Raw genomic sequence first — 14,107 nt, forward strand, 5'->3', positions numbered from 1 at the left:
ACAGGGCCCGCCGATGATCGGATCATCGGCCCGGAGGGGCGTCCTGTGGTCGCCCCCGGGGGGGATCAGTCGTTCCGCTCGCAGACGAAGACCGCCGTGCCGGGGATCAGATTGCCCCGCAGTGGGGACCAGCCGCCCCACTCCTGGCCGTTCCAGGCCGGCCACTCCGGCTCGACCAGGTCCAGGAGCCGGAAGCCTCCGGCCACCACGTCCCGCACCCGGTCCCCGAGCGTCCGGTGGTGCTCCACGTACACGGCCCGCCCCTGTTCGTCCTGCTCGACGTACGGGGTGCGGTCGAAGTAGGAGGCGGCGACCGACAGTCCTTCCGGCCCCGGCTCGTCCGGGAAGGCCCAGCGGATCGGGTGCGTCACCGAGAACACCCAACGGCCGCCCGGCCGCAGCACCCGGCGCACTTCGCGGAAGACCCGCACCGGGTCGGCGACGAACGGCACCGCGCCGTACGCCGAGCACGCCAGGTCGAAGGAGCCGTCCCGGAAGGGCAGCGCTCCGGCGTCCGCCTCCACCAGCGGCACGTTCCCGCCGATCCGCAGGGCGTGCTGGAGTTGCCGGTGCGAAAGGTCGAGTGCCACCGGTCGTGCGCCCTGCACGGCCAGCCACCGCGAACACTGCGCCGCGCCGGCGCCGATCTCCAGCACGTCGAGGTCCTTGAGGGAGCCGGCGGGGCCGAGCAGCCCTGCCTCGGCCTCGTCGAGTCCCTCGGGGCCCCACACGAACCGGTCGTCGCCCAGGAAGGAGCCGTGTTCGCTCTGGTACTCGTCGGCGTTCCGGTCCCACCATCCCCGGCTCGCCCGGCTGCTCTCCGCGTCCCCCGCGTCACGTCGAGTCGCTTCCGCCCCGTCGGCGTCCCCGTCGACCGCGTCTTCGTGTCCGTACTCTTGGTTCATCTCGCCCGCCGATGTAGTTTGCGCTCACTGCAGCTGTGCGGCGGACCTCCGTCGCGACGGCGCAAAGGACGTGTGTGGTGCCGGAATCGAGTGGATCTGTCCCGGGTGCGCGCTTCGCGCATTGACCCTGTCCGGCCGCCCCCGTATGCTAAAGGTTGCGCTGCGGGCTTGCGCGCCTCAGACGGAGCAGGCCGCGCTCGTACCTGTTGTATGTCCCCTCGGTTTTCGAGGCCCTCTCCCGTTCGCGGAAGAGGCGCTTCATTGGCTGTCCGGCTTCTTGGTGCGATACGGGCTCTCGGCGTAGCAGTACCTACGACTTTCTGTCCGTAACCGGAGCCCTTTCCCACATGACGAGCAGCACCGAGACCACCGCCACCACCCCGCAGGTTGCGGTCAACGACATCGGTAACGAGGAAGCCTTCCTCGCCGCGATCGACGAGACGATCAAGTACTTCAACGACGGCGACATCGTCGACGGCGTCATCGTGAAGGTCGACCGGGACGAGGTCCTGCTCGACATCGGTTACAAGACCGAAGGTGTCATCCCGAGCCGCGAGCTCTCCATCAAGCACGACGTCGACCCGAACGAGGTCGTCAAGGTCGGCGACGAGATCGAGGCCCTGGTTCTCCAGAAGGAGGACAAGGAAGGCCGCCTGATCCTCTCGAAGAAGCGCGCTCAGTACGAGCGTGCCTGGGGCACCATCGAGAAGATCAAGGAAGAGGACGGCATCGTCACCGGTACCGTCATCGAGGTCGTCAAGGGTGGTCTCATCCTCGACATCGGCCTCCGCGGCTTCCTCCCGGCCTCCCTGGTCGAGATGCGTCGTGTCCGCGACCTCCAGCCCTACGTGGGCAAGGAGCTCGAGGCGAAGATCATCGAGCTGGACAAGAACCGCAACAACGTGGTCCTGTCCCGCCGCGCCTGGCTGGAGCAGACCCAGTCCGAGGTTCGCCAGACCTTCCTCACGACCCTCCAGAAGGGTCAGGTCCGCTCCGGCGTCGTGTCCTCGATCGTCAACTTCGGTGCCTTCGTGGACCTGGGCGGCGTCGACGGTCTCGTCCACGTCTCCGAGCTGTCCTGGAAGCACATCGACCACCCGTCCGAGGTCGTCGAGGTCGGCCAGGAGGTCACCGTCGAGGTCCTCGACGTGGACATGGACCGCGAGCGCGTCTCCCTGTCGCTGAAGGCGACCCAGGAGGACCCGTGGCAGCAGTTCGCCCGTACGCACCAGATCGGTCAGGTCGTCCCGGGTAAGGTCACCAAGCTGGTTCCGTTCGGTGCGTTCGTCCGCGTGGACGAGGGCATCGAGGGTCTGGTCCACATCTCCGAGCTGGCCGAGCGCCACGTGGAGATCCCGGAGCAGGTCGTCCAGGTCAACGACGAGATCTTCGTCAAGGTCATCGACATCGACCTCGAGCGCCGTCGCATCAGCCTCTCGCTGAAGCAGGCCAACGAGTCCTTCGGTGCCGACCCGGCCTCGGTCGAGTTCGACCCGACCCTGTACGGCATGGCCGCGTCCTACGACGACCAGGGCAACTACATCTACCCCGAGGGCTTCGACCCCGAGACCAACGACTGGCTCGAGGGCTACGAGGCTCAGCGCGAGGCGTGGGAGACCCAGTACGCCGAGGCGCAGGCTCGTTTCGAGCAGCACCAGGCGCAGGTCATCAAGTCCCGCGAGGCCGACGAGGCCGCCGCTGCTGAGGGCGCTGCCGCCCCGGCCGCCGGCAACGCCGGTGCGGGCATCTCGGGTGGTTCGTACTCCTCGGAGTCGGACGACAACTCCGGCGCCCTGGCGTCGGACGAGGCGCTCGCCGCCCTCCGCGAGAAGCTCGCCGGTGGCCAGAGCTGAACAGGCTCTCCGCTGAGCGCTAGCCGCTAGCGAATCCGAGGCCCACTCCCCACACGGGGAGTGGGCCTCGGTCGTTTTTGGCGACCTTCCCCTTCGGGAGCGCTCGGATTCTTCCCGGGAAGATCACGGGGCCGGGAATGGTCGTGCCGTGGACGGCGTTCTCAGAGAGGACACGAGGAGGAGCGGTAATCGTGCTTGATCCGCAGGAGTTGTACGAATGGGACCCGAAGGGCGTAGCCGTCGTCGACCTGGCCCTGGCGCAGGAGTCGGCCGGCCTGGTCATGCTGTACCACTTCGACGGCTACATCGATGCGGGCGAGACCGGTGAGCAGATCGTCGACCAGCTGCTCGACACCCTGCCCCACCAGCTGGTGGCCCGCTTCGACCACGACCGGCTGGTGGACTACCGGGCCCGTCGTCCCCTGCTGACCTTCCGACGTGACCGGTGGGCCGCGTACGAGACGCCGTCCATCGAGGTCCGCCTCGTCCAGGACGCCACCGGCGCACCCTTCCTCGTCCTCTCCGGACCTGAGCCCGACGTGGAGTGGGAGCGCTTCTCCACCGCGGTCCGACAGATCGTGGAGCGTCTCGGAGTGCGCCTCTCCGTCAACTTCCACGGCATCCCCATGGGCGTTCCGCACACCCGCCCGGTCGGCCTCACCCCCCACGGGAGCCGCGTCGACCTCATGCCGGGCCACCGCAGCCCCTTCGACGAGGCCCAGGTCCCCGGCAGCGCCGAGTCCCTCGTCGAGTACCGGCTCACCGAAGCCGGCCACGACACCCTGGGCGTCGCCGCCCACGTGCCGCACTACGTGGCCCGGTCCCCCTACCCGGACGCGGCCCTGACGGCCCTCGAAGCCGTCACCGCCGCCACCGGACTCGTCCTTCCGGGCATCGCCCACTCGCTGCGGACCGAAGCCCGCCGCACCCAGACCGAGATCGACCGCCAGATCGGCGAGGGCGACGAGGAGCTGGTCGCCCTCGTGCAGGGCCTTGAGCACCAGTACGACGCGGCCGCCGGCGCCGAGACGCGGGGCAGCCTGGTCGCCGAGCCCGTCGACCTGCCGTCTGCGGACGAACTGGGCCGCGAGTTCGAGCGCTTCCTCGCGGAGCGGGAGGGCGACGCGTAGTCCCACCCGAGCAGGGCCTAAGCTGCCGCTCATGCTGAAGGTGGGCCTGACCGGCGGGATCGGCGCCGGCAAGAGCGAAGTGTCACGGCTGTTCGTTTCCTACGGGGCCGTGCTGATCGACGCGGACCGGATCGCGCGCGAGGTCGTCGAGCCGGGGACCCCCGGCTTGGCGGCCGTCGTGGCGGCCTTCGGGGACGACGTCCTCACTGCAGAGGGAACACTCGACCGGCCCAAGCTCGGTTCCATCGTGTTCGCCGACGCCGACCGCCTGGCGGCCCTCAACGCCATCGTCCACCCGCTGGTCGGGGCCAGGTCGGCGGAGCTGGAGGAGCGCGCCGGCGCCGGGGACGTCGTCGTCCACGACGTGCCGCTGCTCACCGAGAACGGGCTCGCACCGCTGTACGACCTGGTCGTGGTGGTGGACGCGTCTCCGGAGACCCAGCTCGACCGGCTGGTCCGACTCCGCGGCATGGCGGAGCCCGAGGCCAGGGCACGGATGGGAGCCCAGGCCACCCGCGCGCAGCGGCTGGCGGTCGCGGACCTCGTGATCGACAACGACGGACCGCTCGATGCGCTGGAACCCCAGGTGCGGAAGGTCTGGGAAGAACTGGAGCGCCGCTCCGAGACCGCCGACGGGCCGTAGCCACGGAATGCGACCGTCAGGTCCGGTGTTCAATCACCGGATCGAGGGGAAGGATGCCATCGTGGCCGACAGGAACCCGGAAACGCACGTCATTGACTTTCGCGCCGCCGAGCACCTGCTGGCCGCGCGGGACCCTCGTGGTGCCGTGAAGCTGCTGGACTCGGTGATCGCCGCCCACCCCGAGAACACGGCCGCGCGCCTGTTGCGGGCCCGGGCGTTCTTCGCCGCTGCGCAGCTCCGTCCCGCACAGCTCGAATTCGAGCTGGTGCTGGAGCGCGAACCAGACAATGCCTTCGCCCACTTCGCACTGGCCCGTACCTTCGAGCGGGCCGGCAACACCGCCCAGGCCACGCGGCACTTCCGTCTCGCCGCAGCGCTCGACCCGAAGCCGGAGTACCTCAGGGCAGCGGGCTTCGACTCCGGGGGCTGATCGGTCTCACGGGCGGGCCGTCAGTGCCTTCTGCCGCCGTGGTCGGGCTCGTACGGGGGGATGTTCCGGCCCGGCTGCCAGTGCGGCCCCTGGTGGATGTGGCGCAGGACCATCGTCAGGTCGACCGCAACCACCAGGAAGAGCACCCCGCAGGCCGCCGCCCAGCCGGGACGGCCCACCAGTGAGAACACGGTCGTTCCGAAGGCCGCCCAGAGCAGCCCCCAGAGGCTCAGCCAGAACCGCAGGCGCAGGGCGCTCCGCGCGTTCGCCGGTTCGTTCCCGGTGCGCATGGCGGTCGCACCTCCCCTCGGGTTCCGAGGTCACTTCCAGGATGTACCCGGGGCGGGAGAAACGGAACGCCGCTGTGGGGGCGGGGTCCTTCAGTGGATGACGCTGTAGCTGCGCCAGGGCAGGGCCCCCGGCGCGACCCGGTTGCTGGTTTTGGTGGGCACGTAGATGGACTCCTTCCCCTGGCAGTCGCGGGTCGGGTAGAGCACGATGTCGACCAGGGTGTTGTTCTCGACCTTGGTCACGCCCGAGGGCGCGAGGCGGTGGCAGCCCTTCACGGAAGGACTCGTCACGACCACTGCCAGCTCGCGCTCCGTTTCGTACGCGAGGGTGCCCACGGCGGTACGGCCGAGCCCCGAGCAGCCGGCGACGGCGAGGGTGAGCAGCACGGCCCCGGTGGCGGTCGTGAGACGCCGGCGAGCGGACATGGCGGATCCTCTTCTGTCGTGTTGCACGGAAGCCTAGGGCGGCGGCACCCACGGTCCAGGCCACCATGCCGATTCCGCGCCGGCGTGTCATCCGCTGCTGCGCCGTCCGGGGGAAGCCGCACGGCGGCTGTTGTCAGATGCCACCCGTAAGGTCGGGTCCAGTCGGTGTTCCGGCCCGGGACCCGGAGCGACGCCGTGCGGCGGGAGGAGAGCAGAGCCGTGACGCACACCTGGATGACCAGCGCCGCCGTCTTCCTGCCGGCCGCCCTTCCCCGTGACGGCCGGGTCGCCTTCTGGGCGCCCGACGGCAGGGCACTGCCGGAGCCGGTGGGGAGCGGGGCGGAAAGGAGCGAGCTCACCGTGGTGCGGCGACACGGCAACGGCGCCCGCAGCCGGTCCGTGCCCGCGCTGATCCTTCCGGTCGAGGCCGCCCTGCCCCATCTCGTTGCGGCCCGTCGCCACCCGGCCGCACATCCCGCCTCAGCGGGCTGGGGAGCAGCCGCCCTGCACGCCCTGCACCTGACCGCACGCGGCCGGCTGCTGCCGGGCCTCACCGCCGATGACCTGGACGCCTGGCGCGCCGGCCCACTGGACGCCGAGGACATCGCCCATGTGCGGGCCGTTGCCGCTGCCCTGCCCCACGAGGCCTACGCCGTACCGGCGCCCGGAGGCGGTCCGCTGCGGCTGCCCGAGCCCGAGGCACTCGTGCGTGCCTTCCTCGATGCGGTCGCCGACGTCCTGCCGCGCACCCCGGCCGCCGCCCACGCCGTCGGGGCGCCGTTCGCGGCGCGGGCTCCGCAGCACCTGCCCCGCGCGCGCGACTGGGCCGCCGAGGCAGCGGCCGGGATGGACGCAGGGGTGCGGGTCTCGCTCCGCCTCGACCTGTCGCCCTACGCGCTCTTCGACGCGACCGATGCGTCCGGTGCCGACGGCGCGACGGAGGGTGTTTCCCGGCATGCCGCCGCTGCGCTCCTCCAGGTCCACAGCCTTGCCGACCCCACCCTGGTGATCGACGCCGCCGACTTGTGGGCGGGAGGCGGTGAGCACCTCGGGCCCCGTGCGAGGGTCGACGCCGTCCTTGCACTGCGTCGGGCCGCCCGCGTCTGGCCACCGCTCTCCCGGCTCCTGGAGCGGGACGTGCCCGACGTCCTCGCCGTCACCGAGGACGAGCTGTACGAGCTGCTGGGCCCCGCGGCGACCCTGCTCGCCGACGCGGGCGTGGCCCTGCACTGGCCGCGCGAACTCGCCCGCTCGCTCAGCGCCTCCGCCGTGGTCCGCCCTCCCCACACCGCCCCCGGCTCCGCCACCGACGGCACCTCCTTTCTCGACGGCGAAGAGCTCCTGCGGTTCGACTGGCAGCTTGCACTGGACGGCGATCCGTTGACCGAACGCGAGATGGACCTGCTCGCGGAGGCCCATCGGCCGATCGTGCGCCTCCGTGACCAGTGGGTGGTCGTCGATCCCGCCCTCGTCCGCAAGGCCCGCAAGCGGGAGCTCGGACTGCTCGAACCGGTCGATGCCCTTGCCGCCGCGCTCACCGGTACCGCCCGGGTCGGTGGAGAGTCCGTGCCCGCCGTGCCCGTCGGGGCGCTCGCCGAGCTCCGGGACCGGCTGTTGGCCGGCCCTGAGGACGTACAGGCCCCACCGGGACTCACCGCCACCCTGCGCGACTACCAGCTCCGCGGCCTCGCCTGGTTGGACCTGATGACCTCGCTCGGCCTCGGCGGCTGTCTCGCCGATGACATGGGGCTCGGCAAGACGGTGACCCTCATCGCCCTCCACCTCCACCGTGCCCGCAGTGCTCCCACCCTTGTCGTCTGTCCGGCCTCCCTCCTCGGGAACTGGCAGCGCGAGGTGCAGAAGTTCGCTCCCGAGGTGTCCGTCCGACGTTTTCACGGCACCGACCGGGACCTCGAAGGCACCGAGGGCGGCTTCGTCCTCACCACCTACGGCACCCTGCGCACCAGCGCCGCCCGGCTTGCCGAGCAGAGATGGGGAATGGTCGTTGCCGACGAGGCCCAGCACGTCAAGAATCCGTTCTCGGCGACGGCCAAGGCGCTGAGGGAGATCCCGGCGCCCGCCAGGGTCGCCTTGACCGGCACGCCCGTGGAGAACAACCTCTCCGAGCTCTGGGCCCTCCTGGACTGGACCACCCCCGGCCTGCTCGGCCCGCTCAAGGCCTTCCGTTCCCGTCACGCCCGTGCCGTGGAGAACCACGAGGAGGTCGAGCACGACGAGGCGGTCGAGCGGCTCGCCCGCCTGGTGCGTCCCTTCCTGCTGCGCCGTCGCAAGACGGACCCGGGCATCGTCCCCGAGCTCCCGCCCAAGACGGAGTCCGACCATCCCGTCGCCCTCACCCGGGAGCAAGCCTCCCTCTACGAGGCGCTCGTCCGCGAGACGATGGCCAAGATCGAGGGCGCCGAGGGCATGGCACGCCGCGGTCTCGTCATGGGCCTCCTCACCTCTCTCAAACAGATCTGCAACCACCCCGCGCAGTACCTCAGGGAGCGAGGGGCGCGGGGCGGCGGGCCGGTCCGGCTCGCGGGTCGGTCCGGGAAGCTCGCCCTGCTCGACGAACTGCTCGACACGATCCTCGCCGAGGACGGGTCCGTGCTCGTCTTCACCCAGTACGTGTCCATGGCGCGGCTCCTCGCCGACCACCTGTCCGGACGAGGCATCCCGGTCCAACTCCTGCACGGCGGAACCCCGGTGGTCGAGCGGGAGCGGATGGTCGACCGGTTCCAGGCCGGGGAGGTCCCCGTCTTCCTGCTCTCCTTGAAGGCCGCGGGCACCGGACTCAACCTCACCCGGGCCGGTCATGTCATCCACTACGACCGCTGGTGGAATCCGGCCGTCGAAGAGCAGGCCACCGACCGTGCCTACCGCATCGGGCAGACCCAGCCCGTGCAGGTGCACCGCCTCATCGCCGAGGGAACGGTCGAGGACCGCATCGCCGAGATGCTCCGCAGCAAGCGGGCCTTGGCCGACTCGGTCCTCGGCTCCGGGGAGGCGGCCCTCACCGAACTCACCGACCGGGAACTCGCCGACCTCGTGTCCCTGAGGGGGCCCTCGTGAACCGTGTACGGAGCATGCGGGGAGCCGTCCCCCGCCATGACGACCGCCGCCGCAGCTTCCCGCAGCTCGCGCCGCGTTCGGCTCCCGACGGGAGGTTCGCCGCGACCTGGTGGGGAAACGCCTGGGTCGCGGCCCTGGAGGGCACCGCCCTCGACCCCGCCCGCCTCGCGCGCGGCGAGGCGTATGCGGGGCGTGGCCACGTGGACGCGATCACGGTCACCCCCGGTCGGGTCGTCGCCTACGTCCACGGCAGCAGACCCCGCCCCTACCGCACCGAGATCAGGATGCGGACCCTCGGCGACGACGGCTGGGAGCGCTTCCTCGACGAGGCCACCGCCCGTCCCGACCACATGGCGGCCCTCCTCGACAAGGACGTGCCGCACGCCCTGGAGGCGGTCGCGGGGCTCTTGCCGGCGCCGGGCGATCTCGTCCCCGACTGCTCGTGCCCGGACGACGGCTACCCCTGCAAGCACGCCGCTGCCCTCTGCTACCAGGCGGCGCGCCTTCTCGACGAGGACCCGTTCGTCCTCTTCCTGATGCGTGGTCGGGGGGAGCAGGAACTGCTCGCCGAGCTGGCCCGGCGCAACACCGTACGGTCCGCGGCCGAGTCGGGTGCCGCCGTCCCGCCGATGCCCACGGTGCCCGCCCGTACCGTGCTTGCCGCGTCCACCGGATCCCCGCTTCCGTCGCTGCCACCAGAGCTGCCGGTACCGGACCGGCCCGGTCGTCCGGCCGTCTTTCCACCGGATCCGCAAGCCCCCGACCCGCTCGCGCTCGACCTGCTCGCCACCGAGGCCGCCGCCCGCGCCCATGCCTTCCTCGCCACCGGTCACGATCCGGTTGCCGCGCTCACTCCCTGGCAGGATGCGGTCCGGCTCGCCGCCGCGCACCCCGGCTCGGGACTCACCGCCTCGTCCCGCGCGCTCTACCGCGACCTGGCAGGTGCCCTCGGCCGCACCCCCACGGACCTCGCCCGGGCCGTTGCGGCCTGGCGGCAGGGCGGTCCCGACGGCCTTGCCGTGCTCGAAGAACTCTGGGACCCGCCCGCCGGTCCCTTCGACCGGGCCAGGCCCGCACTGCTCGCTGCCGACCTCCCCGCGTTGCGTCCCTGGCGCAACCGGCTCTCCGGAGAGTCGCTCCAGCTCCGTCTCGGACGCGACGGCCTCTGGTACGGCTACGAGTCGGATGCCGGCCGCGAAGACTGGTGGCCGCGCGGTGCTCCCGATCGGGATCCGGTCGGTGCCCTCGCCGGTCTCCTGGGGCGTTGATCCGACGGCCCTCCGACACCTGAGCGGCTTCCCACTCGATGGAGTGAAACCCGTCAGCGGTCGGATCCGGTGCGCACGTTTGTCGCGTTGATTCCGGTGCGGGCACTTGCCCGTGCACACCTCCGGAAGGCAGGAAGCCATGAGGCAGATTCGCCGAAGCGGTCTGGCCGCACTGTTGGTCACGGGTGGAACGCTCGCCCTCTCGGCGGGCGCCGCGCATGCCGACGCGGGTGCCCAGGGCGCCGCGGTCGGATCGCCGGGAGTCGGTTCCGGCAACACGATCCAGTTGCCGGTGCACGTGCCGGTCAACGCCTGCGGCAACACGGTCAACGTCGTCGGACTGCTCAACCCGGCTGCCGGCAACAGCTGCGCCAACCGCTCCGCGGAGCCCGAGGGCTACGGATCGGACGACAGCGGCGCCGGCTCCCACAAGGACGAGCCCGGCACTCCGCGCGGTGGGGAACAAGCCGGTGGCTCCCACGGGGGAGGCTCCACGACGGGCGGCTCCTCCAACGGCGGTGGCTCCAGCGCCGAGGGGCGTACCGAGGGTTCCCCCGGTGTGCTCTCCGGGAACGGGATCCAGTTGCCCGTCGATCTCCCCGTCAACGTCAGCGGCAACTCGGTCAACGTCGTCGGCATCGCCAACCCGGTCTTCGGCAACACCTCGGTCAACGGCCCCGTCGAGACCGAGCAGCCGGTCGAGGTGCCGACGCCGCGCCCGCAGACCCCGGTGCGGAACGTGCCGATGCCCCACGCGGAGACGGCGCCCCCCGCCCCCGCCCCTGCCCCCGTTCCGCAGGGCGAGACGAGCACGGTCTCGCTGGCTTCGACGGGCTCGGACGCCATGGGCTACGCCGCTTCCGCAAGTGCCGCACTGCTCCTCGGCGGTGCCCTGCTGTACCGCCGGGGGCGCCGCACCGGCGACCAGGCCTGAGACCCGGCTCTTCGGACCGGGGTCTGACGTCGCGTCCTCGGCGGAGGGCACGAGGGGTGTTCCGTGCACGGTCCGGTCGAGGAGGGCTGACGCCCGAGCGGTCAGCCCCGTTCCCGGACCTCCGCGGAACCGCCGTTCAGACGCCAGGCCCGGAGCACCGCCTCGATGGCGGGCGCGACCCTCGTCCGGGCCTGGTGCCGGGGCACCCCGAGCATCAGCAGGGAGTCGTACGGGGTGTCGACGTGTCGTACGGAAGCCCGCACCGCGGCGGTGACCGCACCGCGGTCGAGCGAGCGACCCGCGGCCGTGCGTCCCACTCGTCCGCTGCCCTTCGCCGAGGCGTGCAGGGCGATCTCCGTGGCCCGGTCCACCGGACAGGACGGGAAGAGCCGCAGGATCTCCTGCTGCAGGCTTGCGGTGACCTCGGCGTCCAGGGCCGCACGCCGCTCGGCGTCGCGGGCACGTCGTGCAGCCCGTGCCCCGGCGTCCGCGAGGCAGGCCCGCTCCGCCTCGGCGAGGGCCGCCTCCTCGACGAGGAGGCCCTGACGTTCGTACCGGGTGCGGCGCCTGTTGTGTCGTACGACCACGGCCCAGAGCGTGCTGGCCTCGCGGGCCCGGCGGGTGAGCGCCGTGTCGCCCCGGCGCAGGAAGACCAGATGGCCGAGGTCCGCACAGTCCAGACAGAGCGGCGCGTTGAACTCGACGATCATCCGCTCCAGCGGCCCCCGGTGGCACTCGGAGCAGCGCCGGCGCCGGAGCGGCTCCACGACGACGGGGGCGACGAGGTCCACGGCTGCTCTCCCCGCTCAGCGGACGTCGGGTGCGGCAGCGGTGGTGTGCCGGGAGGTCCGCTGCTGCCGGAGCCGTCCGGTGCGTGCGGGACTGCCCGTGCACCGGGCGGTGCGGGCCCGGGAGCGGTGCGCGGAGGCGGCGCCCAACGGGGTTTCCGCCACTGCCGTCGGCCTCGCGTCCATGGTCGGCCGCCCTTCTGCTTCCTTCGACTCCCGACCCGTAGATCATGGCAGCCGGGAGGGTCGGACGTCACTGTCGGTACCCGCTCAGGAACCGGCCGATGCGGCTGATGGCGGCGTCGAGGTCGTCGGCGTACGGCAGGGTCAGGATGCGGAAGTGGTCCGGACGCGGCCAGTTGAAACCGGTGCCCTGCACGACCTGGATCTTCTCGCGCAGGAGCAGGTCGAGGACGAACTTCTCGTCGTCGTGGATCTTGTGTACGGCGGGGTCGATGCGGGGGAAGGCGTAGAGGGCCCCCTTGGGCTTCACGCAGGAGACGCCCGGGATCTCGTTGAGCTTCTCCCAGGCCCGATCGCGCTGCTCGCGGAGTCGGCCGCCGGGGGCGCACAGTTCGTGGATCGACTGTCGGCCGCCGAGAGCGGCCTGGATGGCGTACTGGGCGGGGGCGTTGGGGCAGAGCCGCATGGAGGCCAGCATGGTCAGGCCCTCCAGATAGTTCTTGGCGTGCTGCTTGGGCCCGGTGACGACCAGCCAGCCGGAGCGGAAGCCCGCGACGCGGTAGGTCTTGGAGAGCCCGCCGAAGGTGAGCACCACCAGGTCGGTGGCGAGGGAGGCGGCGGGATAGTGGACGGCCTCGTCGTACACGATCTGGTCGTAGATCTCGTCGGCGAAGACCATGAGGTGGTGGCGGCGGGCGAGGTCGAGGATGCCCTCGACGATCTCCTTCGGGTAGACCGCGCCGGTGGGATTGTTGGGGTTGATGATGACGACGGCGCGGGTCCGATCGGTGATCTTCGACGCCATGTCGTCGAGGTCCGGATACCAGTCGGCCGCTTCGTCGCAGAGGTAGTGCACGGCCTTCCCGCCGGCGAGGGTGGTGGCGGCTGTCCACAGCGGGAAGTCCGGCGCCGGGATCAGGACTTCGTCGCCGTCCTCCAAGAGGGCCTGGACGGCCATCGACACGAGTTCGGAGACGCCGTTGCCGAGGAAGACGTCGTCGACGTCGACCTCGGGCAGTCCCATGGACTGGTAGCGCTGGGCCACGGCGCGGCGGGCGGAGAGGATGCCGCGGGAGTCGGTGTACCCGTGGGCCTTGGGGAGCATCCGGATCATGTCCTGGACGATCTCCTCCGGCGCTTCGAAGCCGAAGAGGGCGGGGTTGCCGGTGTTCAGGCGCAGGACGCTGTGCCCTGCTTCCTCCAGTGCATTGGCGTGCTCGATGACCGGGCCGCGAATCTCGTAACAGACTTCACTCAGTTTGCTCGACTGCCGGAACTCCATGCCCGACCTCCCCAGGTCCCCGGAATCAGTGTTGCTTGGTTTTACCAAGTTCTAGCTTGGAAAGTCCAACAATCTGTCTAGACTGCGTCGCATGCCACGTCAGCCACGCCGCCGCAGTTACGACCAGCACTGCGCCGCCGCGCGCGCCCTCGACCTCGTCGGTGACCGCTGGACCCTGCTCGTCGTCCGCGAACTGCTCGCCGGACCGCGCCGCTACACCGACCTCCATGCCGATCTGCCCGGCGTCAGCACCGACATGCTCGCCGGTCGCCTCAAGGACATGGAGGGTGCCGAGCTCGTCACCCGCCGTCGATTGCCCCCGCCCGCCTCGGCGTACGTGTACGAACTCACTCCGCGCGGCAGGGACCTGCTGCCCGTCCTGCGCGCCCTCGCCGCCTGGGGTGCGCCCGACCTCGGGGAGCCGCGGCCCACTGACGCGGTTCGCGCCCACTGGTACGCGATTCCACTCCTCGGGGCGCTCGCCGAACTGGGTGCAGGCCTTTACCAGGTGACCCTGGACGAGGGCGAGTTCCACGTACGGCTCGAAGGGGACGGGAGCGTGTCCTACGGGGACGGGCGGACGGACGCCCCCGATGCGCGGCTGCGGACCGATGCGGCGGTGTGCCGGGCCCTGGCCGGCGGGGAGCTGACGCTCACCGAGGCGCTCGCATCGGGCCGTGCCGTGCTCGAACGGTCGGTGCGCACCGGGGCCGAGGACGCTGCCCCGGCCCTCGTGCGCGACTGAGCGGGTGCGCACCCCGCTGTGGGAACGGGTCGCCGGCGCCCGTCGACGCCGGCCCCATCCGCGCCGGTGGCAGCAGCCCCTGTGCGCGTGGTGGTGCTCGGTCCGGCGACGGCCGAACCGCGACCGGTGGTGACGGGGCGGCCCCCGTCCCCACT

At 71.4% G+C, this 14,107-nt stretch carries 14 protein-coding genes; 8 read left to right on the forward strand and 6 right to left on the reverse strand.

Going from position 1 to position 14,107, the window contains the following annotated elements; all coding sequences use genetic code 11:
• Nucleotides 1-65: 65 nt before the first annotated feature.
• Nucleotides 66-905, reverse strand: a complete 840-nt coding sequence (locus tag ACFW22_RS00820) for a class I SAM-dependent methyltransferase (RefSeq protein ID WP_386396836.1) — start codon at nucleotides 903-905, stop codon at nucleotides 66-68.
• A gap of 347 nt (nucleotides 906-1,252) precedes the next feature.
• Here ACFW22_RS00820 and rpsA point away from each other — a divergent pair, with 347 nt between their 5' ends.
• The 4 genes from rpsA (at nucleotide 1,253) to ACFW22_RS00840 (ending at nucleotide 4,961) form a co-directional block, all read left to right on the forward strand.
• Nucleotides 1,253-2,758 (forward strand): 30S ribosomal protein S1, encoded by a 1,506-nt coding sequence (gene rpsA / locus ACFW22_RS00825; RefSeq protein ID WP_030692649.1) that lies wholly within the window; start codon nucleotides 1,253-1,255, stop codon nucleotides 2,756-2,758.
• 191 nt (nucleotides 2,759-2,949) lie between these two features.
• Nucleotides 2,950-3,888, forward strand: coding sequence for a PAC2 family protein (locus tag ACFW22_RS00830; RefSeq protein WP_386396839.1), 939 nt, complete (start codon nucleotides 2,950-2,952; stop codon nucleotides 3,886-3,888).
• Between the two features lie 31 nt (nucleotides 3,889-3,919).
• Entirely contained in the window at nucleotides 3,920-4,531 is a 612-nt protein-coding gene (gene coaE / locus ACFW22_RS00835; protein ID WP_386396842.1) for a dephospho-CoA kinase, read from the forward strand.
• 61 nt (nucleotides 4,532-4,592) lie between these two features.
• The gene (locus ACFW22_RS00840; protein WP_386396845.1) at nucleotides 4,593-4,961 is read left to right on the forward strand and encodes a tetratricopeptide repeat protein; all 369 of its coding nucleotides are present in this window, start codon (nucleotides 4,593-4,595) and stop codon (nucleotides 4,959-4,961) included.
• A gap of 20 nt (nucleotides 4,962-4,981) precedes the next feature.
• Here ACFW22_RS00840 and ACFW22_RS00845 read toward each other — a convergent pair whose 3' ends face one another.
• Complete coding sequence (locus ACFW22_RS00845; RefSeq protein ID WP_386396848.1) at nucleotides 4,982-5,251, reverse strand: DUF6343 family protein; 270 nt, start codon at nucleotides 5,249-5,251, stop codon at nucleotides 4,982-4,984.
• Nucleotides 5,252-5,341: 90 nt separating this feature from the next.
• A complete protein-coding gene (locus ACFW22_RS00850) occupies nucleotides 5,342-5,677 on the reverse strand; it encodes a hypothetical protein (protein WP_386396850.1) in 336 nt (111 codons plus the stop codon).
• 234 nt (nucleotides 5,678-5,911) lie between these two features.
• On the opposite strand from ACFW22_RS00850, the gene ACFW22_RS00855 reads away from it, so the two are divergent.
• The 3 genes from ACFW22_RS00855 to ACFW22_RS00865 all read left to right on the forward strand — a co-directional run bounded on the left by ACFW22_RS00855 (nucleotide 5,912) and on the right by ACFW22_RS00865 (nucleotide 10,954).
• A complete protein-coding gene (locus ACFW22_RS00855; protein WP_386397090.1) occupies nucleotides 5,912-8,752 on the forward strand; it encodes an SNF2-related protein in 2,841 nt (946 codons plus the stop codon).
• 14 nt (nucleotides 8,753-8,766) lie between these two features.
• Complete coding sequence (locus tag ACFW22_RS00860) at nucleotides 8,767-10,020, forward strand: SWIM zinc finger family protein (protein ID WP_386397092.1); 1,254 nt, start codon at nucleotides 8,767-8,769, stop codon at nucleotides 10,018-10,020.
• A gap of 139 nt (nucleotides 10,021-10,159) precedes the next feature.
• Nucleotides 10,160-10,954, forward strand: coding sequence for a chaplin (locus tag ACFW22_RS00865; RefSeq protein WP_386396853.1), 795 nt, complete (start codon nucleotides 10,160-10,162; stop codon nucleotides 10,952-10,954).
• Nucleotides 10,955-11,055: 101 nt separating this feature from the next.
• Here ACFW22_RS00865 and ACFW22_RS00870 read toward each other — a convergent pair whose 3' ends face one another.
• The 3 genes from ACFW22_RS00870 to ACFW22_RS00880 form a co-directional block, all read right to left on the reverse strand.
• Entirely contained in the window at nucleotides 11,056-11,745 is a 690-nt protein-coding gene (locus ACFW22_RS00870; protein ID WP_386396856.1) for a DUF2293 domain-containing protein, read from the reverse strand.
• A gap of 15 nt (nucleotides 11,746-11,760) precedes the next feature.
• Complete coding sequence (locus tag ACFW22_RS00875) at nucleotides 11,761-11,928, reverse strand: hypothetical protein (protein WP_386396859.1); 168 nt, start codon at nucleotides 11,926-11,928, stop codon at nucleotides 11,761-11,763.
• A gap of 67 nt (nucleotides 11,929-11,995) precedes the next feature.
• Entirely contained in the window at nucleotides 11,996-13,207 is a 1,212-nt protein-coding gene (locus ACFW22_RS00880) for a pyridoxal phosphate-dependent aminotransferase (RefSeq protein ID WP_386396861.1), read from the reverse strand.
• A gap of 91 nt (nucleotides 13,208-13,298) precedes the next feature.
• Between ACFW22_RS00880 and ACFW22_RS00885 the strand changes: the two genes are divergently transcribed.
• A complete protein-coding gene (locus tag ACFW22_RS00885; RefSeq protein WP_386396864.1) occupies nucleotides 13,299-13,952 on the forward strand; it encodes a winged helix-turn-helix transcriptional regulator in 654 nt (217 codons plus the stop codon).
• The last annotated feature ends 155 nt before the right edge of the window (nucleotides 13,953-14,107 follow it).

The organism is Streptomyces sp. NPDC058872 (assembly GCF_042743065.1).
In the GTDB taxonomy this organism is placed as follows: domain Bacteria; phylum Actinomycetota; class Actinomycetes; order Streptomycetales; family Streptomycetaceae; genus Streptomyces.